Below are 19,233 nucleotides of genomic sequence, written 5' to 3' on the forward strand. Positions count from 1 at the left end.
CGCAAGTGCTAGAATTGCGTCTGTTTCGCTTCTTAATGACCTCCCTGGTCCGGCGGCGCCCGACGCATCTGTCCCCTGACAGACCCCTCCCGCGCCAGCCCTGAGCATGGCGCTCAGCGCCCCTTGAATCTTCGCGAGTGTGCTTTGATGCGGACCTTTTCCGCGTGGCGGCCCCCGTTTTTTTAAAAGAGATGTCCCTTCATCATGGCTGATGTAAATGCTGTTCCTACCCCTGGCTTCGATAGCTTTGGGCTGCATGCGGACATCTTGCGGGCCATCGCCGAGCAGGGGTACACCAGTCCCACGCCGATTCAGGCGCAGGCGATTCCGGTAGTGCTTTCCGGCCGTGACGTGATGGGTGCTGCGCAAACGGGTACCGGCAAGACCGCCAGCTTCTCGCTGCCGATCATCCAACGCCTGCTGCCCGATGCGAATACAAGTGCTTCGCCTGCCCGTCACCCGGTGCGTGCCCTGATTCTCACGCCGACGCGTGAGCTTGCCGACCAGGTGGCCGAGAACGTGCGTCTGTACGCCTCGCACACGCCGCTGCGTAATACGGTGGTGTTCGGTGGCGTCGACATGAACCCGCAGAAGGACGCGCTGCGCCGCGGCGTCGAAATTCTGATCGCCACCCCGGGCCGTCTGCTCGATCACGTCGAGCAAAAGACGGTCAATCTGGGGCAGGTCAAGATGCTGGTGCTCGACGAGGCCGACCGCATGCTGGACATGGGCTTCCTGCCCGATCTTCAGCGCATTCTGAATTTGCTGCCCAAGCAGCGCCAAACGCTGCTGTTCTCGGCAACGTTCTCCAACGAAATCAAGAAGCTCGCCTCGAGCTATCTCACCAACCCGCTGACCATCGAAGTGGCCCGTCGCAATGCGACAGCCGATACGGTCGAGCAAGTCGTTTATGAAGTGCCGGAAGACGACAAGCGCGCGGCCGTGGTGCAGATTCTCAACGAGCGCGACCTCAAGCAGGTCATCGTGTTCGTCAACAGCAAGATCGGCGCAAGCCGCTTGGCGCGTCAACTCGAGCGCGACGGCGTGGTGACGGCGGCGATTCACGGCGACAAGTCGCAGAACGAGCGCATGCAAGCGCTCGAAGCGTTCAAGCAAGGCGGTATTCAGGCACTGGTGGCCACGGACGTGGCCGCGCGTGGTCTGGATATCTCCGATCTGCCGGGCGTGATCAACTACGACTTGCCGTACAACCCCGAAGACTACGTTCACCGCATTGGCCGTACGGGCCGTGCCGGGGCGTCGGGTGAGGCTATCTCGCTGTGCGCACCGGACGAGCGCAAGCACCTCGTCGAAATCGAAAAGCTGATCAAGCGCGAACTCAAGCGCGGCGAACTGGTGCTGGAGCGCCGCAGCCGTTCGCGCGACGAGCGCGGTGAGCGTAGCGAGCGCACCGAACGTTCGGACCGTAGCGAACGCGGTGAGCGCACTGAGCGCCATGGCGGCCGCCACGAAGGGTTGCGCGCCAGCCGCAGCGGTGGCAGCCTGCCGGGGCAGCGCCGTGTTCGTCCGGAAGACGAGTTTTTCTACAAGCCTTACGAGCCGTCGCCGTCTGCCGACAACGGCCAGCAAAACAACAAGGCGTCGCAAGACGCCAGCGCGCCGACTGCCTTCGGTGCGATGCCCGAGAAGGCACCGAAACGCCAGGTGGCTGCATTGCTCGCGGGCTTTCCGCGTAAGGCGAGTAACTGAGGTGGCGCTTTCGGCCGTTTAGCTTGTCTAGGCCGAGCGTAAAAAAGCCAGCGTGCTCACGCTGGCTTTTTTTATGGTGCGACTCGGTTTGAGATAGGTTGGCACTTTGGCCTGACGCTGGACCGCTACGTCAGCTATGCCAGCTACGTCAGCTACGTCAGCTATGCCAGCTACGTCAGCTACGTCAGCTATGCCAGCTATGTCAGCTACGTCAGCCTGTCCGGCCCCAGTCAGTCGCCATGCTGCTTACGCCAAGCCTGAGTTGCCGCCGCGAAGAAGTCTTCACGATGCGTCGCCTGATGCAAGACGGCTGGCAAGCCGAGATGCATCGCGGCGTCTTTAAGCGCGCTAAGTACGGCGTCGTCGGAATCGAGGGTGAGCGGTGCTGCGCCATTCTGCTTGCTCAACTTCTCGCCATCGTCAGCCATCACCAGCGGCACATGCAAATAACGCGGCGTGGTGGCACCAAGGCACTGCTGAAGGTAGATTTGCCGGGCCGTGGAATCGAGCAGGTCGGTGCCGCGCACGACGTCGGTAATCTGCTGGGCCTCATCGTCGACCACCACGGCCAACTGATAGGCCCACTGCCCGTCCGCACGTTTGAGCACGAAGTCACCGACTTCGGTGGCGAGGTCCTGACTTTGCGGGCCCATCCAACGATCGTCGAAACGCATACAGGCAGCGGCACCGTCGGGGACGCGCAGGCGCCACGCGCGCGCCGGTTTCCCATGCAGGCCATCGCGGCAAGTGCCGGGGTAGGCCAGCGTGCTGTGACGGGCATGCACGCGCGTGAGCGAATCCGCGATCTCGCGGCGGGTACAACCACAGGGGTACACACGACCGGCAGCCGTCAACGACGCGAGTGCCGTCTCGTACAGCGCGTGCCGCTGACTCTGCCAGACAATGGGTTCATCGCTGTGCAAGCCCAGCCGGGGGAGCGTCGCCAGAATATCGGCGGCCGCACCCGGCACGCAGCGCGGTTCGTCAAGATCTTCCATACGCACGATCCACACACCGCCGTGCGCGCGTGCATCAAGCCAACTGGCCAGTGCGGTCACCAGTGAGCCGCGATGCAGTGGTCCGGTCGGTGAGGGCGCGAACCGGCCACGGTAGCGCCCGGGCCGGGGTGGTTCGATACCCTTAGAAGTGCCCGCGACCTGTGCGTCCGCGTCTTGCGCTGTGACGTTGGCCGCGCCGTTAGCCAAGTCTGGCGACGAAGTCAGCGTCACCGGCGCGCCTCAGTTGGCGACGGACGGCGAAGCGCTCTGGGCGGGGGCGGCCGACTGGGCCGTCTTGTCGCCGACACAAGCCGGGCAATGCTCGCCTTCGACATAGTCGGGGCTTTGCTGAGCTTCGGGGGTGACGACGGCGCGGCAGGCGAAGCATTGCTTGGTGCCGGCCGGCGCGAGATCGGGCGTGAGCGCCGTGCGATAGTCGAACACGAAACAATCGCCCTGGTAATGGGCGCCGCCGACATCTTCAAAGTACTTGAGAATGCCGCCATCCAACTGATACGTATGTTCCAGTCCGATGTCGCGCATGTAGATGGCTGCCTTCTCGCAACGAATGCCGCCCGTGCAGAAGGACACGATGGTCTTGCCCTCGAACTCTGCGCGATGCTCGGCGATGACATCGGGAAACTCGGAGAACTTGGTCAACCGATAGTCGACAGCGTTATCGAAGGTGCCGACGTCGACTTCGAAGTCATTGCGGGTATCGAGCATCACGACCGGTCGGCCTTCGTCGTCATGACCCGCATCGAGCCAGCGCTTGAGCGTGGCCGGCTCGACGCCGGGGGCGCGCCCGTTTGCCGGTTTGATGACCGGCATCTTCATCGTGATGATTTCTTTCTTGGCGCGCACCAGCATGCGGCGGAACGGCTGCGCCTCGGAGAGGCTTTCCTTGACGATGAGGTCGGCAAAGCGCACGTCGGCGCGCAACTGGGCGAGGAACGCGTCGATGGATTCGCGCGAGCCGGCCAGAAACAGGTTGATGCCTTCCGGCGCGAGCAGGATGGTGCCCTTCAGGTCGAGCGCTTGGCAATGGCCGAGCAGGGCGGGGCGCAGTGTCTCGATGTCGTCGAGCGAGACGAACTTGTACGCAGCGATGTTGACGATGGACATGGCAACGGGGTTTCGCAAAAGCGTGAAGCAATAAACCGCTATTATCGCCGATCTGGCTCGAAGGCACTTTGATTTCACCCCGTAAGTCGCCGAATCGAACGAACGCCCTGTATCGGATGGCGTAAATTCCGACCGGCTGGCCGGTGCTCTCCGAAAAGCACAACCGAGGCGCCCAAATCCGGAGACGGCGCGGGAGACGGCGCGCGAAATCCGGAGCTGCCGCGTTACAATACGGCCCATGTCAGAACCTCGTTTCGTCCACCTCCGCCTCCACTCCGAATACTCGATCGCCGATGGCATCGTGCGCCTTGACGACGTCGTCAAAGCCGCGGCCAAGGACGGGCAGGGCGCACTCGCGCTCACCGATCTCGCGAACATGTTCGGTGCCATCCGTTTCTACAAGGAAGCCCGCGGCAAGGGCGTCAAGCCGATCGTCGGCTGCGACGCCTGGATCACGAATGCCGCCGATCGCGACAAACCGTCGCGATTGCTGCTGCTCGCGCGGAACAAGGAAGGCTATTTGAACCTTTGCCAGTTGCTCTCGAAAGCCTGGCTTGGCAATCAATGGCGCGGGCGGGCGGAAATCGATCCGTCGTGGCTCGAGCCCGACGGCCTCGCCAGTGGCCTGCTGGCGATTTCCGGTGGGCAGATGGGCGACATCGGCGCTGCGCTGACGGCTGGCAACCCGGATTTGGCGGCGCAGTGCGCGCAGCATTGGGCGAAGGTCTTCCCGGGCGCGTTCTATATCGAACTGCAACGTACCGGTCAGCCCGGTATGGAAACTTACGTGCAGCAGGCGGTGCAACTGGCGGCGAAGGTGGGCTTGCCGGTGGTGGCCACGCACCCGATCCAGTTCATGACGGGGGACGATTTCACCGCGCACGAAGCGCGCGTGTGTATCTCCGAAGGCGAAATCCTCGGCAACGCGCGCCGTGTGCGCCGCTTCACGCAGGACCAGAGTTTCCGCACGCAGGACGACATGATTGCCGCGTTCGAGGACGTGCCGTCCGCGATTGCCAATTCGGTCGAGATCGCCAAGCGTTGCAACCTGACGCTCGAACTCGGCAAACCTAAGCTGCCGCTCTTCCCGACGCCGGACGGTATGTCGCTCGACGACTATCTCGTGCATTTGTCGAAGGAAGGTCTGGAGGTGCGTCTGGGGCAATTGTTCCCCGATGCGGCGGAGCGAGACGCCCAGCGTCCCGAGTATTACAAGCGGCTCGATTTCGAGACCGGCACCATCATCAAGATGGGCTTCCCGGGCTACTTCCTGATCGTGGCCGACTTCATTCAGTGGGCTAAGAACAACGGCGTGCCGGTCGGCCCAGGGCGGGGGTCGGGCGCCGGTTCGCTCGTCGCGTATGCGTTGGGCATTACCGACCTCGACCCGCTGAAGTACAACCTGCTGTTCGAGCGTTTCCTGAATCCGGAACGCGTCTCGATGCCTGACTTCGATATCGACTTCTGTCAGGACGGCCGCGACCGCGTGATTCAGTACGTGAAAGACAAGTACGGCGCCGACGCTGTCTCGCAGATCGCAACCTTCGGCTCGATGGCGGCCAAGGCCGCGGTGCGAGACGTCGGGCGCGTGCTCGATCTCGGCTACAACTTCGTCGACGGCGTCGCCAAGCTCATTCCGTTCAAACCGGGCAAGCTCGTCACCCTCGACGACGCCATGAAGGAAGAGCCGCAACTGGCCGAGCGCTTCAATACGGAAGACGAGGTCAAACAGTTGCTCGAACTGGCGCAGCGCGTGGAAGGCCTCACGCGTAACGTCGGGATGCACGCGGGCGGTGTGCTGATCGCCCCGGGCAAGCTCACCGATTTTTGTCCGCTGTACACGCAAGGCGTCGGCGAAGATGCCAGCGGCGTGGTGAGCCAGTACGACAAGGACGACGTGGAAGCTGTCGGCCTGGTGAAGTTCGACTTCTTGGGCCTGACCACGCTCACGATCCTGAACTGGGCGGAGCGCTACATCAAGCGCTTGCATCCGGAGATGGCCGACTGGTCGCTCGATCAGGTTTCACTGACCGACCCGGCCGCGTTCAGCATCCTCAAGAAAGCCAATACGGTCGCGGTGTTCCAGCTGGAAAGCCGGGGCATGCAGGGCATGTTGAAAGACGCCCAGCCCGACCGCTTCGAGGACATCATTGCACTCGTGGCGTTGTACCGCCCGGGCCCAATGGACCTGATTCCGAGCTTCTGCGCACGTAAGCATGGCCGCGAGAAGGTGGAATACCCCGATCCGCGCGTCGAGCCGGTGCTCCAAGAGACCTACGGCATCATGGTCTATCAGGAGCAGGTGATGCAGATGGCGCAGATCATCGGCGGTTACTCGCTCGGTGGCGCCGACTTGCTGCGTCGCGCGATGGGTAAGAAGAAAGCCGAGGAAATGGCCATGCACCGTGGCTTGTTCCGCGAGGGTGCGGACAAGAACGGGCTGAGCGCCGAGAAGGCCGACGAAATCTTCGACTTGATGGAAAAGTTCGCAGGCTACGGCTTCAACAAGTCGCACGCGGCCGCGTACGCACTGCTCGCGTATTACACGGCGTGGCTCAAGGCGCATCACCCTGCCGAATTCATGGCGGCCAATATGAGCTTGGCCATGGACGACACGGACAAGGTCAAGATTCTGTACGAAGACTGCCTGACGAACGGACTGGCCGTCTTGCCGCCGGACGTGAACGCTTCGGCGTACCGTTTCGAACCGGCGGATTCGAAAACCGTGCGCTACGGTCTTGGCGCGATCAAGGGCAGCGGTCAGTCGGCGATCGAAGAGATCTTGCGCGCGCGTGAAGAGCGGCCATTTACCGATCTGTTCGACTTCTGCCAGCGCATCGATCGTCGCATGGTGAACCGCCGCACGATCGAAGCCCTGATTCGTGCTGGCGCGTTCGACACGATTCACGACAACCGCGCGCAGTTGATGGCGTCGGTGCCGATGGCCATGGAAGCCGCCGAACAGGCAAGTGCTGCGGCCAATCAGGTGAGCTTGTTCGATCTCGGTGATGAGAGCCTGCAAGCACCGCTGGAATTGGCCGCCGAGCCCGCGTGGACCGACAAGCGCAAGCTTCAGGAAGAAAAGCAGGCGCTCGGCTTCTATCTGTCGGGCCACATGTTCGATTCCTATGCGGAAGAAGTGCGCCGTTTTGTGCGCACACGCATTCGCGATCTGAGCGAGGGGCGTGACCGGCTTGTGGCAGGCGTGATCGCTAGCTTGCGCACGATGATGACCCAGCGCGGCAAGATGGTGATCGCACAGTTGGACGACGGTACCGGCACGCTCGAAGTGACGATCTTCAACGAACAGTTCGAGGCGAACAAGCAACTGTTCAAGGAAGACGAACTGCTGATTGTGCATGGCAATGCGCGCCCCGATAGTTTCACCGGCGGGCTGCGTTTCACCACCGAAAGTCTCATGGATCTGGGCCGTGCCCGCGCCCGTTTTGCGCGCGCGCTCAAACTGTCGTTCAACGGCAATGCCGACTGGACCCGTTTGCGCGCCACCCTGCAACCGCACTGCACGATGTATCGCGTGAGCGCAACGGCCGGTGCCGGCGGTGGGGGTGGCGGTCACTTCGGCGGCGGTGGCTACAACGGCGGGAATGGTGGCGGCGGTGGCGGAGGCGGCTTCGGCCGACGCAACGGCAATGGCAGTGGGAACGGCGAAGACGACAAGCCGACGGGCCTGCCGGTGCACATTGTGTACCGCCGTCCCGATGCCGAATGCGAATCGCGCCTCGGCGACGATTGGAAGGTGCAGCCGGGTGACGAGCTGTTAGGCGAGCTTCGCCAGTGGCTCACGCCAGATTCGGTGCAGATCGTCTACTAACCGGCTTGCCGCATTAGCCTGATCAACAAGGAATTTCCGGATGTTTTCGATCATCGTTCCGACGTGGAACAACCTCGCATTGCTGCAACTCTGTGTACGCAGCATTCGGCAGAACTCGGCCATGCCGCATCAGATCATCGTTCACGTGAACGATGGTTCTGACGGCTCGCTGGACTGGGTGCGTGCCGAGGGGCTCGACCATACCGCATCGCCGGACAACATCGGGATTTGCTACGCAGTGAACCAAGCGGCAGCGCTTGCGCGCGAGAAGTACATCGTCTACCTGAACGACGACATGTACTGCTGCCCGGGGTGGGACACGGCGCTTATCGAACGTGCGGAAGCGATGCCGGACAAGGCGTTCATGCTCTCGGGCACGATGATCGAGCCGGTAGATACGGGCAATCCGTGTGTGCTGGTGCAGGATTTCGGTCGCGAAGTCGAGACCTTCGATGAAGCCGCGCTGCTTGCCACTGCACCGACGTATCGGAAACCGGACTGGTTCGGCGCGACGTGGCCGCCGACGCTGGTGCATCGCGACTGGTGGTTCCTCGTGGGCGGTTACAGCACCGAGCTGAGTCCCGGTATGAGCAGCGACAACGATTTCTCGATGAAGATGTGGGCGGCAGGTTGCCGCAAGTTCATCGGCGTCGGCGCGAGCCTCGTTTATCACTTCCAGTGCAAGAGTACCGGCAAGGTCGTGAAGAACGATGGTCGTACGCAATTCCTGCGCAAGTGGGGAATGACGCAGAAGATTTTCGATCGCTACTATCTGCGTCGCGGCACGGTTCTGCCTGCGGGGAGCGATGGGCGTCTCGCAGAACCTGTCGAAGACGGCAATCTGCGTTGGCAGATGCTCCGCTCACGCTTCAAGCGAGCGCTTGCCAAGTGAGCTTCGCCAACGTTCGCCAGAACTTAAGCGTCGCCACGCCTTAACAGCGCGTACTTCAAGAAAGCACTTCGTGCATTCATACGCGCAATCGCCGCGCCGGTTGAGCCATCCAGAAACCCGCGGCGCAGCACGTACGTGCGTACGAAGGCCCATCCACCGTTAATCCATGGCTTGAGCGGCGACACCTTTTTGCCGCGCAACGCCATTTCCTTGGCGCCCGCCTTCGCATAGCGCTGCACTTTGTCTTCGACCTGTCTCGCTTCGGTGTAGCTGTAGTGAAGCAGATGGTTCGACAGCGTGCCAAGCTCGCCGTCCACGATCACGCGTTCGTGCACGAGATTGTCGGAGAAGCGTCCGGCTTCGCGGCGAAACAGTCGCAACACATAGTCCGGATACCACCCGCAATGGCGCACCCAATGGCCGAGAAATTGCGACAGCCGAGGCATGCGATAGCCCGCAAAGCGGTTTGATGCGATAGCGGCCGCGATGTCGCTGGCGAGTTCGGGCGTGACACGCTCATCCGCATCCAGCGAGAGCACCCAAGGCTGCGTCGCGAACGACAAGGCGCGATTCTTCTGTGGCCCGAAACCCGGCCAATCGGGCGTGACATGGACCTCGGCACCGGCATCGCGCGCGATGTCTGCCGTGCCGTCCGTGCTGGCGTTATCCAACACGACGATTTGCGATGCGAACCCACTGACCGACGCGATGCAATCGGCGATGTTGTGCCGTTCGTTGCGCGTCAGGATCGTCACGGTCAACGGCAGGCGCTGTGGCGCGCTCAGTTGACTCGATGAAACCGGCAGGTTCGTATGGGCTTCAGTCATGAGAGTTCAAGAGGGAACGAATGCGGGCTTATTGTGCTTGTCTCGTGTCAGGCTAAGCGCGCTGCGGCGCTGAAATTTGGCGCTGACCGTGGCGATCCGCACTCGAAGTCTAACGTTCACGCGTTCAGCAACTCGACCAGCGCTTCACCGTAGCGCTCGATCTTCGCCTCACCCAGGCCTGTGATATCTACCAGGCCATCGCGATGACGCGGGCGGCGCTGTGCGAGTTCACGCAAGGTTCGGTCGTGAAGAATAACGTACGCCGGCACTTGCTGGGTTTTTGCCATGTCCTGACGCCATGCCCGCAGCTTGTCGAAAAGCTGTTGGTCGGCCGGATCCAACTCAATAGCGGGCGACGCGTAGCCCGCAAAGCGACTCTTCTTGCTGGCGACGGCGCGTTGACGGCGTAGCGACAACGTCGTCTCGCCTTTGAGCACCGGGCGTGCAGCGGCATTGAGGATCAATGCGCCATATTGGCTACTGTCCGGCTCGATCAGCCCATGAGCGATCAGTTGGCGGAACACGGCGCGCCAGCCCTGATCGTCCAGTTCCCCACCGACGCCGAACGTCGGCAAGCTTTCATGCCCGAATTGACGAATCTTGTCCGTGCTGCGCCCGCGTAGCAAGTCGACCAGATGCCCGGCCCCGAAGCGCTGGCCGGTGCGCAGAATGGCGGAAAGCGCCTTTTGCGCAGCAATCGTGCCGTCGAAGACTTCCGGCGGGTTCAAACAAACGTCGCAGTTGCCGCACGGCTCGCTCGTCTCGCCGAAGTAAGACAGCAGAACCGTTCGGCGGCAACGCGGTGCCTCGCAATAACCGAGCAGCGCGTCGAGCTTCTGGCGCTCGATGCGCTTTTGCAGATCCGGTGCATTCGACTCGTCGATGCGGCTACGGTGGACCACCACGTCGTTCAAGCCATACGTCATCCACGCTTCAGCTGGCTCGCCGTCACGCCCCGCACGGCCGGTTTCCTGATAGTAGGCTTCAAGACTCTTGGGCAAATCCAAATGGGCAACAAAGCGCACGTCCGGTTTGTCGATGCCCATACCGAAAGCCACGGTCGCGGCCATCACCAAGCCTTCTTCGCGCAGAAACCGCTGCTGATGCGTGCGGCGCACGTCGGCGTCGAGCCCGGCGTGATAAGGCAGGGCCGGAATGCCCTGCGTCTCCAGCCACGCGGCCGTCTCTTCCACTTTCTTGCGCGACAGGCAGTAGACGATACCGGCCTCGCCGCGATGCCGCCCCAAAAACGCCAGCAGTTGCTTGCGCGGATTATCGCGGTCGACAATTTCGTAGCGGATGTTCGGCCGGTCGAAGCTCGACACGAACAGATGCGCTTCCGTCAGCCCGAGCCGGCTCTGGATTTCCTCGCGGGTGGCTTGGTCGGCTGTGGCCGTGAGCGCAATGCGCGGCACGCTCGGATACCGCTCATGCAGCGCCGAGAGCTGAATGTATTCCGGCCGGAAGTCGTGGCCCCACTGTGACACGCAGTGCGCCTCGTCGATCGCGAAGAGCGCCAGCTGGCCGCGCTCGTCGAGCCGGTCGAGCAAATCGAGAAAGCGGTCCGTCAGCAGCCGTTCCGGCGCGACGTATAAGAGATCGAGCTCGCCACGGGCCGCTCGCCGCTCGGTATCGATGGCCTCGTCGAAGCTAAGACTGGAATTGAGATAGGCGGCGCGCACCCCGGCTTGCAGCAGCGCGTCGACCTGATCCTGCATGAGCGCGATGAGCGGGGAGACGACGATGCCGAGCCCGGGGCGCAGCAGGGCGGGAATCTGATAGCACAGCGACTTGCCGCCGCCCGTAGGCATGAGCACGAGCGCATCGCCACCGCCGGCGACATGATCGACGATCGCGGCTTGATCGCCACGGAATGCGTTATAGCCGAATACGGTACGGAGAACTTCGAGTGCGCTTGCCATGGGCGGCAGTATACCGGTTCCCATTCCCGGCAGGCGCGCTCAAGGGCCGGAACAAGCGGCATTCCGATGAATTTTCCGGAAGCGTCCGGTGCCGCGTCAGACGAGTCCCGGCGGGACAGGCCGGTACGTTAGAATAGCGGTTTTTCCGCCGTTCCCCGACTACATGAGCGCACCGCACAAGCCCTCCGGACCGATACTCCGACGTCTGCTGGGCTATCTCCAGCCTTATTGGCACATGGGTTTGCTGGCCGTGCTCGCCATGGCCATGGTCGCGGCGACCGAGGCAGCCATCCCGGCCGTGCTCAAGCCGGTGCTCGACAAGGGCTTCTCGGGCGGCGATCCGTGGAAACTTTGGTACGTGCCCGCCGCCGTCATCGGGCTGGCCGTCATCCGGGGTCTTGCGCAGTACGCGGCCAACTACATGCTCTCGTGGGTCTCGAACCGCGTGCTGCTCGATCTGCGCGTGCGCATGTTCGAGCGCTTGCTGCATGCGCCTGCCGCCTACTTCCAGCGCGAGACGACCAGCACCCTGATCAACGCCATCGTCTTCGAGGTCAATCAGGTACTCGGCGTGCTGACCACCGTGCTGATCACGCTCGTGCGCGATTCGCTCACCGTGATCGGTCTGCTCGGCTATCTCTTCTATCTGAACTGGCGCCTCACGCTGGTGGTCGCGATCATTCTGCCGCTCATCGGCTGGCTGGTCGGAAAGATCAACCGCCGCCTGCGCCGCCTGAACCGCGAGCAGCAAACGCTTACCAACGCGCTGTCCTACGTGGTGGAAGAGGCGGTCGGCGGCTACAAGGTCGTGAAGATTCATAACGGCGAGGCCTACGAGAAGTCGCGCTTCGACAAGATGACCAGCACGCTGCGCGGCTATGCCATGCGCGTGACCGTCTCGGGCGGCCTCGCGCAGCCGGTGACACAGGCACTGGCCTCGCTGGCGCTGGCCATCGTGATTACCGTGGCGATGATCGAGTCGTCGTCGGGCGAAATGACCGTCGGTGGCTTTACGGCGTTCGTCACGGCACTGCTGCTGGTGGTCTCGCCGCTCAAGCACCTGATGGACGTGAATCAGCCGCTGCAACGCGGCATGACGGCGGCCGAACTCATCTTCGAAGTGATGGACGTCGAAACCGAACCCAGTGGCGGCACGCGTACGATCGAGCGCGCCCAGGGCCGCGTGACGTTCGATGGCGTGAGCTTTCACTACGGCGCGAGCGATCGCCCGACGCTAGACAACATTTCGCTCGATGTCGCCCCCGGGGAGATGGTCGCGCTGGTCGGGCCGTCAGGCAGCGGCAAGACGACGATGGTCAACCTGGTGCCGCGCTTCTTCGATCCGACGGGCGGCCGTATCCTGCTCGACGATATTCCGCTGGCCGACCTGCGCCTGGCCGACCTGCGCCGTCAGATTGCGTTCGTGAGTCAGGACGTGGTGCTCTTCAACGACACCATTGCCGCGAACGTGGCTTATGGACAGGAAATCGATTCGGCGCGCGTCGAAGCGGCGCTGAAGGCGGCCAATCTGGCCGATGCTGTGGCGGCGATGCCCGATGGCGTGCAAACGCTCGTGGGCGATAACGGCATGCGCTTGTCGGGCGGTCAGCGTCAACGTTTGGCCATCGCGCGGGCGATCTACAAGGACGCGCCGATCCTGATTCTCGACGAAGCGACCTCGGCGCTCGATTCGGAGTCGGAGCGCCACGTGCAGGCGGCGCTCGAAGTGCTGATGGAAGGCCGTACCACGCTGGTGATCGCGCACCGCCTCTCGACCATCGAGCGCGCCGATCGCATCGTCGTACTCGAGCATGGCCGCGTTGTCGAGCAAGGCTCGCACCAGGCGCTGCTGGCGCATAATGGCCTCTACGCGCACTTGCACCGCATTCAATACGCGCAAGAAGAAGCCTGATTCGGAGCCTGGTTCGGAGCCTGATTCCGCTGAACTTCTGCAACCGACCACACGTTTCGAGGAGATTACGATGAGCCAGCCGCCGATCAGTCGTTTTCCTGTGCCGGAGCTCTCGAGCCTGCCGGCAGACATTCGTGCGCGTATCGACGAAGTGCAGGAAAAGGCGGGCTTCATCCCGAACGTGTTTCTTGCGCTGGCGCATCGGCCCGACGAATTCCGCGCGTTTTTCGCCTATCACGACGCACTCATGCTCAAAGAGGGCAACCTCAGCAAGGGCGAACGCGAAATGATCGTAGTGGTGACGAGCGCGGCAAACCAGTGCTTATACTGCGTGGTCGCGCACGGCGCGCTGGTGCGAATTTATGAAAAGCAGCCGCTGTTGGCCGATCAGGTGGCCGTCAATTACCTGAAGGCCGATCTGAGCCCGCGTCAGAAAGCCATCCTCGCGTACGCCATGAAAGTGTGCGAACGCTCGCAGGAAGTGGGCGATCAGGACTACGCCGAGCTGCGCGAGCATGGCCTCGACGACGAGGACATCTGGGATATTGCGGCGATTACGGCATTTTTTGGCATGTCCAACCGGATCGCGAATGCGGTATCCATGCGACCGAACGACGAATTTTTCTTAATGGGGCGCGTGCCGCGCGCCCGTTAAACCCGCTTCTCTCAACACCCCATATTCATGATCTTCGTGACTGGCGGCGCTGGTTTTATCGGCGCAAACTTCGTTCTCGACTGGCTGGCGCAATATGACGAGCCGGTGGTGACCATCGATAAACTCACCTACGCTGGCAATTTGGCCAATCTGGCGAGTCTTGAGCACGATGCGCGCCATTGTTTTGCGCAGGTCGATATCTGTGACCGGGCTGCGCTTGATCGTCTCTATGCCGAGCACCGCCCGCGCGCAGTACTGCACTTCGCAGCGGAAAGCCACGTCGACCGCTCGATTCACGGTCCCGGCGAGTTCGTGCAAACCAATATCGTCGGCACGTTCGCGATGCTCGAAGCAGCACGTGCCTACTGGGGCACGCTCGAAGGTGAGGCGCGCGAGGCGTTCCGCTTCCTGCACGTGTCGACCGACGAGGTGTATGGCTCGCTGAGCCCGACCGACCCCGCGTTCACGGAAACCACGCCGTACGCGCCGAACAGCCCGTACTCGGCGTCGAAGGCCGGTTCCGACCATTTGGTGCGTGCCTATCACCACACCTATGGCCTGCCGGTACTCACCACGAATTGCTCGAACAACTACGGCCCGTACCAATTCCCCGAGAAGCTGATCCCGCTGGTGATCGCCAATGCGCTCGCGGGCAAGCCGCTGCCGATTTACGGCGACGGCAGCAACGTGCGCGACTGGCTGTATGTCGGCGATCACTGCTCGGCCATTCGCGAAGTGCTCGCCAAGGGTACGACGGGCGAGGTCTATAACGTGGGCGGCTGGAACGAGCAGAACAATCTGTCCGTGGTGAAGTATCTGTGCACACTGCTGGACGAACTTTCACCGCGTGCCGACGGCAAGTCGTATAGCGATCAGGTCACGTTCGTGACCGATCGCCCGGGCCATGACCGCCGCTACGCTATCGACGCACGCAAGCTCGAGCGAGAGTTGGGCTGGCGTCCGGCCGAGACGTTTGAGACCGGTATGCGCAAGACCGTGCAGTGGTATCTCGCCAATGGCGAGTGGGTTCGTCAGGTGCAATCGGGCGAGTATCAGCGCTGGATTGAAACCCACTATCAGAAATAAGACTGAGGCACGTATGACCACGAAACGTAAGGGCATCATTCTGGCTGGCGGCTCCGGTACCCGGTTGTATCCGGCCACGCTCGCTGTCTCGAAGCAATTGCTGCCTGTCTACGACAAGCCGATGATCTATTACCCGCTCACGACACTGATGCTGGCGGGTATTCGCGACATTCTGATTATCTCGACGCCGCAGGACACCCCGCGCTTCGAGCAACTGCTCGGTGACGGCAGTCAGTGGGGCCTGAACCTTCAGTACGCCGTGCAGCCGTCGCCGGATGGCCTCGCGCAAGCCTTCCTGATCGGTGCGGATTTCATCGGCAACGATCCGTGCGCGCTGGTGCTTGGTGACAATCTGTTCTACGGACACGACTTTGCAGGGTTGCTTTCGGCGGCGAATGCACAACAGGACGGCGCTACCGTGTTTGCCTATCCGGTGAACGACCCCGAGCGGTATGGCGTGGTCACGTTCGACGATGATGGCCGAGCGATCGAACTCGTCGAGAAGCCGAAGACGCCGAAGTCGCGTTACGCGGTAACGGGGCTGTATTTCTGCGACAACAACGTTATCGATATCGCACGCTCGATCAAACCGTCTGCGCGTGGTGAATTAGAAATTACCGACGTCAACAACGAGTATCTGAAGCGCGGCAAGCTGAGTGTGCAGATCATGGGCCGCGGCTATGCATGGCTCGACACAGGCACACATGAGTCGATGCTAGAGGCGAGTACGTTTATTCAGACGATTGAAAGCCGTCAGGGCCTGAAAGTGGCTTGCCCGGAAGAAATCGCGTACCGCCGCGGCTGGATCGATGCGGCGGCGATCGAGACGCTGGCACAACCGCTTGCAAAAAACGCCTATGGCAAGTATCTGCTGGCGATGTTGCGCGAACGCGTCTTCTGAATTTTCTGAGGTCTCCCGGTAACCGTTTATGCAAGTCAGTCCAACCGCTATTCCTGCTGTGTGCGTCATCGAACCCAAGGTGTTCGGCGACTCGCGCGGCTATTTCTTCGAGAGCTTCAATCAGCGTAACTTCAACGATTCGCTGGGTGGCGAGTTCTCGTTCGTGCAAGACAATCAGTCGCGTTCCGCACGCGGTGTTCTGCGCGGTTTGCACTACCAGGTCAAGCAACCGCAAGGCAAGCTCGTGCGCGTATTGCAGGGCGAGATTTACGACGTTGCCGTCGACATTCGCGAAGGCTCGCCGACGTTCGGCAAGTGGGTCGCCGAAGTGCTGAGCGCGGAAAACAAGAAGCAGTTGTGGATTCCGGCAGGCTTCGCGCACGGCTTTGTCGTCGTGTCCGAGAACGCCGAAGTGCTCTACAAGACGACCGACTACTGGGCACCGCAATTCGAGCGCTGCATCCGCTGGGACGACCCGTCGCTGGCGATTCCCTGGCCTCTCGACGGCATCACGCCGATCGTGTCGGACAAGGACAAGCAGGGCATGCTGTTCGCCGACTTCAAGCACGAAGACTAAGTCGACGGGGAGTCGGAAAATGAAAACGGCGCTGATTCAGCGCCGTTTTTTTCTGCCGTGACGTCACGTCAGGTCGTAGCGGAAGTCTCGCCCGTCACACGCAGCACTCTCACATGACGCAGCCCGAAGCGAGCCGCGAGCGCATCGGCGATCGTTTGCGAGGCATATTCGCCGCAGGCATCCGCGTGTAACGCGTACGTCGCGGACTCATTCAGTCCTTCCACGATCACGTCGGCTTCCAGCCCGTTGTTGATGTAGTGCAGCTTCACGTCGTGCAGCGCCAGCGCATTGGCCCGGCAAAGCACCTCGGCGGCGGACACCACCGCTGCTCGCGCGGGCCATTGCTGTAAAGCGGTGCCTTTCGTATCGCTCTCCGGGTCGACGTGCACCAGCACATCGAGAATCTGTGGCACGTTCATGACGGCCGCGCGTGCCTGCTCCGCGATGTAGTGACCTTCCGATACGGACAGCCGCGCATCGACGAGCACATGCACGTCCACCACGATTTCGTCGCCCATGCGCCGCGTACGCAGCATATCGATGGCGCGCACGCCCGGGGTGTCCAGCAAATGCTGACGAATGGTGACCATGGTGGCGTCGTCTACGCCGCGGTCGATCAGGTCTTGCAGCGCGTTCCAGCCGAATTTCCAGCCCGTGCGCCCGATCATCAGGCCCACGAGCGCGGCGGCGAGCGGGTCGAGCAGCCGGTAACCGGCCAGATTGCCCAGAATGCCGCAGGCGACGACCAGCGACGAGAGAGCGTCGGAGCGCGCGTGCCAGGCATTTGCGACGAGCATCGCAGAACGCACACGCTGCGCCGCACGCAACATGTAGCGGAACAGGCCTTCCTTGCAGACCAGCACGAGCACGGCCACGCCGAGCGCAATGGCGTGCACTTCCGGAATCTCCTCCGGGTGCAGCAGCCGTTCGATGCCTCGCCACAGCATTCCCGCGCCCACCACCAGCAAGATGGCGCCAAGAAAGAGTGACGCAGCATTCTCGTAGCGGTTATGGCCGTAGGGGTGATCCGCGTCGGGGGCACGGGCACTCCCCCGTGCGGCAGCCAGCACGACAAAGTCGGAAACGATGTCGGAGAGCGAGTGAATCCCGTCGGCGATCAATGCCTGCGAGCGCGCGAAAATGCCGATGACGATCTGCGCCGTGGTGAGCACGACATTGACCCAGATACTGACCCAGGTCGAATGCCGTGCGACCGCGTGCTTGTCGAGCGCCTCGCTGGATGCCGCAAGATTGTCGTAATTGGAGTAGGGCATGAGAGACGGGCGCGCGAGGATATTTACATCAGAATGATGTCGTACTGTTCTTGATGGAACGACGACTCCACCTGCAACGAAATCGGCTTACCGATGAAGTCGATCAGCATAGCGAGGTGTTGTGACTCTTCTTCGAGGAACAGGTCGACCACTTCCTGCGACGCGATCAAACGGAATTCGCGCGGATTGAACTGACGCGACTCGCGCAGAATTTCACGCAGGATGTCGTAGCACAGCGTGCGCGGCGTCTTCACCTGCCCCTTGCCCTGACACACCGCGCACGGCTCGCACAGCACGTGCGCGAGCGATTCGCGTGTGCGCTTGCGCGTCATTTCCACCAGCCCCAGTTGCGAGAAGCCGTTCACGGTGATGCGTGTGCGGTCGCGCGACAGCGCTTTCTTCAACTCGGCGAGTACGGAGTCGCGATGATCGGCGCTCTCCATGTCGATAAAGTCGATGATGATGATGCCGCCCAGATTGCGCAGGCGCAGCTGGCGCGCAATCATCAGTGCGGCTTCGAGGTTCGTCTTGAAGATCGTGTCGTCGAAGTTGCGCGCACCGACGTAACCGCCGGTGTTCACGTCGATGGTCGTCATCGCTTCGGTCTGATCGATCATCAGGTAGCCGCCCGACTTCAAATCGACGCGCCGCGAGAGCGCCCGTTCGATTTCCGTCTCGACGTTATACAGATCGAACAGCGGCCGCTCGCCCGTGTAGTGCGTGAGCTTGCTCAGCACGGCCGGGGTGTAGACAGCCGCGAACTCGGCCAGCTTCTGGAAGGTTTCGCGCGAGTCGACGAGAATCTTGCCCGTTTCTTCGTGTACGAAGTCGCGCAACACGCGCTGCGCCAGATTCAGATCCTGATACAGCAGCGCCGGTGCAGGCACGCGCGTGCTCTGCTCGCCGATGGTCTGCCACGACTTGCGCAGGTAGGCGATGTCGTTGGCCAGTTCGGCGTCGGCAGCGTCTTCGGCGATGGTGCGCACGATGAAGCCACCCTTTTCGTCGGCGGGCACCAACGCTTGAATCTTGCTGCGCAGCGCTTCACGTTCGGCTTCGCTCTCGATGCGTTGCGAGATGCCGATATGCGGTTCCTGCGGCAGATACACCAGCGTGCGCCCAGCGATGCTCACCTGCGTGGACAGACGCGCCCCCTTAGTGCCGATGGGGTCCTTGATGACCTGCACCATCAGCGTCTGACCTTCGAAAACGGTCTTCTCGATCGGCGGTTGCGGGTGCGGCACCGATGTATCGTTGCTCGTGCGCGGATGCCAGATATCGGCCACGTGCAGGAACGCGGCGCGCTCCAGCCCGATATCGATGAAGGCCGATTGCATGCCGGGCAGCACGCGCACGACCTTGCCCAGATAGATGTTGCCCACGAGCCCGCGCGAGAGCGTGCGCTCGATGTGCAGCTCTTGCACCGCGCCAATTTGCATGAGCGCGACGCGCGTCTCTTGCGGCGTGATGTTGACCAGAATGTCTTCGTTCATAAAGTGTCGACCAGACTCGAAATTCTTAG

Annotated in this window: 14 protein-coding genes; 8 read left to right on the plus strand and 6 right to left on the minus strand. The window is 62.0% G+C overall.

The features are described 5' to 3' along the window. The first annotated feature begins 204 nt into the window (after window positions 1-204). Complete coding sequence (locus ACPWR9_RS19515) at window positions 205-1,710, plus strand: DEAD/DEAH box helicase (protein WP_426330847.1); 1,506 nt, start codon at window positions 205-207, stop codon at window positions 1,708-1,710. Window positions 1,711-1,940: 230 nt separating this feature from the next. Here the strand turns inward: ACPWR9_RS19515 and gluQRS are convergent, their stop codons facing one another. Together gluQRS and ACPWR9_RS19525 are read right to left on the minus strand one after the other, a co-directional pair. After that, a complete protein-coding gene (gluQRS, locus tag ACPWR9_RS19520) occupies window positions 1,941-2,846 on the minus strand; it encodes a tRNA glutamyl-Q(34) synthetase GluQRS (protein WP_426331105.1) in 906 nt (301 codons plus the stop codon). A gap of 102 nt (window positions 2,847-2,948) precedes the next feature. After that, window positions 2,949-3,833 (minus strand): sulfurtransferase, encoded by an 885-nt coding sequence (locus ACPWR9_RS19525; RefSeq protein WP_426330846.1) that lies wholly within the window; start codon window positions 3,831-3,833, stop codon window positions 2,949-2,951. A 229-nt stretch (window positions 3,834-4,062) separates the two neighbouring features. Between ACPWR9_RS19525 and dnaE the strand changes: the two genes are divergently transcribed. Both dnaE and ACPWR9_RS19535 read left to right on the plus strand, forming a co-directional pair. Then, window positions 4,063-7,665 (plus strand): DNA polymerase III subunit alpha, encoded by a 3,603-nt coding sequence (gene dnaE, locus ACPWR9_RS19530; RefSeq protein WP_426331103.1) that lies wholly within the window; start codon window positions 4,063-4,065, stop codon window positions 7,663-7,665. A gap of 40 nt (window positions 7,666-7,705) precedes the next feature. Continuing rightward, on the plus strand, window positions 7,706-8,557 hold the full coding sequence (locus ACPWR9_RS19535; protein WP_426330845.1) for a glycosyltransferase family 2 protein: 852 nt from the start codon (window positions 7,706-7,708) through the stop codon (window positions 8,555-8,557). Between the two features lie 23 nt (window positions 8,558-8,580). Here ACPWR9_RS19535 and ACPWR9_RS19540 read toward each other — a convergent pair whose 3' ends face one another. Then, window positions 8,581-9,384 (minus strand): glycosyltransferase family 2 protein, encoded by an 804-nt coding sequence (locus ACPWR9_RS19540; protein ID WP_426330844.1) that lies wholly within the window; start codon window positions 9,382-9,384, stop codon window positions 8,581-8,583. Between the two features lie 116 nt (window positions 9,385-9,500). Beyond that, window positions 9,501-11,306: a DNA helicase RecQ gene (gene recQ / locus ACPWR9_RS19545; RefSeq protein WP_426330843.1), complete on the minus strand. Its 1,806-nt coding sequence runs from the start codon at window positions 11,304-11,306 to the stop codon at window positions 9,501-9,503. 163 nt (window positions 11,307-11,469) lie between these two features. On the opposite strand from recQ, the gene msbA reads away from it, so the two are divergent. The 5 genes from msbA (at window position 11,470) to rfbC (ending at window position 16,437) form a co-directional block, all read left to right on the plus strand. Continuing rightward, window positions 11,470-13,218, plus strand: a complete 1,749-nt coding sequence (gene msbA / locus ACPWR9_RS19550; protein ID WP_426330842.1) for a lipid A export permease/ATP-binding protein MsbA — start codon at window positions 11,470-11,472, stop codon at window positions 13,216-13,218. Window positions 13,219-13,288: 70 nt separating this feature from the next. Next, a complete protein-coding gene (locus tag ACPWR9_RS19555) occupies window positions 13,289-13,873 on the plus strand; it encodes a peroxidase-related enzyme (protein ID WP_426331101.1) in 585 nt (194 codons plus the stop codon). Between the two features lie 27 nt (window positions 13,874-13,900). After that, window positions 13,901-14,959, plus strand: a complete 1,059-nt coding sequence (rfbB, locus tag ACPWR9_RS19560; RefSeq protein ID WP_426330840.1) for a dTDP-glucose 4,6-dehydratase — start codon at window positions 13,901-13,903, stop codon at window positions 14,957-14,959. A gap of 13 nt (window positions 14,960-14,972) precedes the next feature. Then, window positions 14,973-15,860 carry a glucose-1-phosphate thymidylyltransferase RfbA gene (rfbA, locus tag ACPWR9_RS19565; RefSeq protein ID WP_426330839.1) on the plus strand — a complete coding sequence of 296 codons (888 nt, stop codon included), beginning with the start codon at window positions 14,973-14,975 and terminating at the stop codon, window positions 15,858-15,860. 28 nt (window positions 15,861-15,888) lie between these two features. Further along, window positions 15,889-16,437 carry a dTDP-4-dehydrorhamnose 3,5-epimerase gene (gene rfbC, locus ACPWR9_RS19570; RefSeq protein WP_426330838.1) on the plus strand — a complete coding sequence of 183 codons (549 nt, stop codon included), beginning with the start codon at window positions 15,889-15,891 and terminating at the stop codon, window positions 16,435-16,437. A gap of 68 nt (window positions 16,438-16,505) precedes the next feature. On the opposite strand, the gene ACPWR9_RS19575 is transcribed toward rfbC, so the two are convergent. Next, complete coding sequence (locus ACPWR9_RS19575) at window positions 16,506-17,711, minus strand: cation diffusion facilitator family transporter (RefSeq protein WP_426330837.1); 1,206 nt, start codon at window positions 17,709-17,711, stop codon at window positions 16,506-16,508. A gap of 23 nt (window positions 17,712-17,734) precedes the next feature. Continuing rightward, the gene (rng, locus tag ACPWR9_RS19580; RefSeq protein WP_426330836.1) at window positions 17,735-19,204 is read right to left on the minus strand and encodes a ribonuclease G; all 1,470 of its coding nucleotides are present in this window, start codon (window positions 19,202-19,204) and stop codon (window positions 17,735-17,737) included. Between the last annotated feature and the right edge of the window lie 29 nt (window positions 19,205-19,233).

This window comes from Pandoraea pneumonica, from assembly GCF_049918595.1.
Lineage (GTDB): Bacteria > Pseudomonadota > Gammaproteobacteria > Burkholderiales > Burkholderiaceae > Pandoraea > Pandoraea pneumonica_A.

What these genes read in the sequence shown, in the direction of transcription:
- ACPWR9_RS19515 (WP_426330847.1), top strand. Translation starts at nt 205, where the DNA reads ATGGCTGATGTAAATGCTGTTCCTACCCCTGGCTTCGATAGCTTTGGG.
- ACPWR9_RS19525 (WP_426330846.1), bottom strand. Translation starts at nt 3,833, where the DNA reads ATGTCCATCGTCAACATCGCTGCGTACAAGTTCGTCTCGCTCGACGAC.
- ACPWR9_RS19535 (WP_426330845.1), top strand. Translation starts at nt 7,706, where the DNA reads ATGTTTTCGATCATCGTTCCGACGTGGAACAACCTCGCATTGCTGCAA.
- ACPWR9_RS19540 (WP_426330844.1), bottom strand. Translation starts at nt 9,384, where the DNA reads ATGACTGAAGCCCATACGAACCTGCCGGTTTCATCGAGTCAACTGAGC.
- recQ (WP_426330843.1), bottom strand. Translation starts at nt 11,306, where the DNA reads ATGGCAAGCGCACTCGAAGTTCTCCGTACCGTATTCGGCTATAACGCA.
- msbA (WP_426330842.1), top strand. Translation starts at nt 11,470, where the DNA reads ATGAGCGCACCGCACAAGCCCTCCGGACCGATACTCCGACGTCTGCTG.
- ACPWR9_RS19555 (WP_426331101.1), top strand. Translation starts at nt 13,289, where the DNA reads ATGAGCCAGCCGCCGATCAGTCGTTTTCCTGTGCCGGAGCTCTCGAGC.
- rfbB (WP_426330840.1), top strand. Translation starts at nt 13,901, where the DNA reads ATGATCTTCGTGACTGGCGGCGCTGGTTTTATCGGCGCAAACTTCGTT.
- rfbA (WP_426330839.1), top strand. Translation starts at nt 14,973, where the DNA reads ATGACCACGAAACGTAAGGGCATCATTCTGGCTGGCGGCTCCGGTACC.
- rfbC (WP_426330838.1), top strand. Translation starts at nt 15,889, where the DNA reads ATGCAAGTCAGTCCAACCGCTATTCCTGCTGTGTGCGTCATCGAACCC.
- ACPWR9_RS19575 (WP_426330837.1), bottom strand. Translation starts at nt 17,711, where the DNA reads ATGCCCTACTCCAATTACGACAATCTTGCGGCATCCAGCGAGGCGCTC.
- rng (WP_426330836.1), bottom strand. Translation starts at nt 19,204, where the DNA reads ATGAACGAAGACATTCTGGTCAACATCACGCCGCAAGAGACGCGCGTC.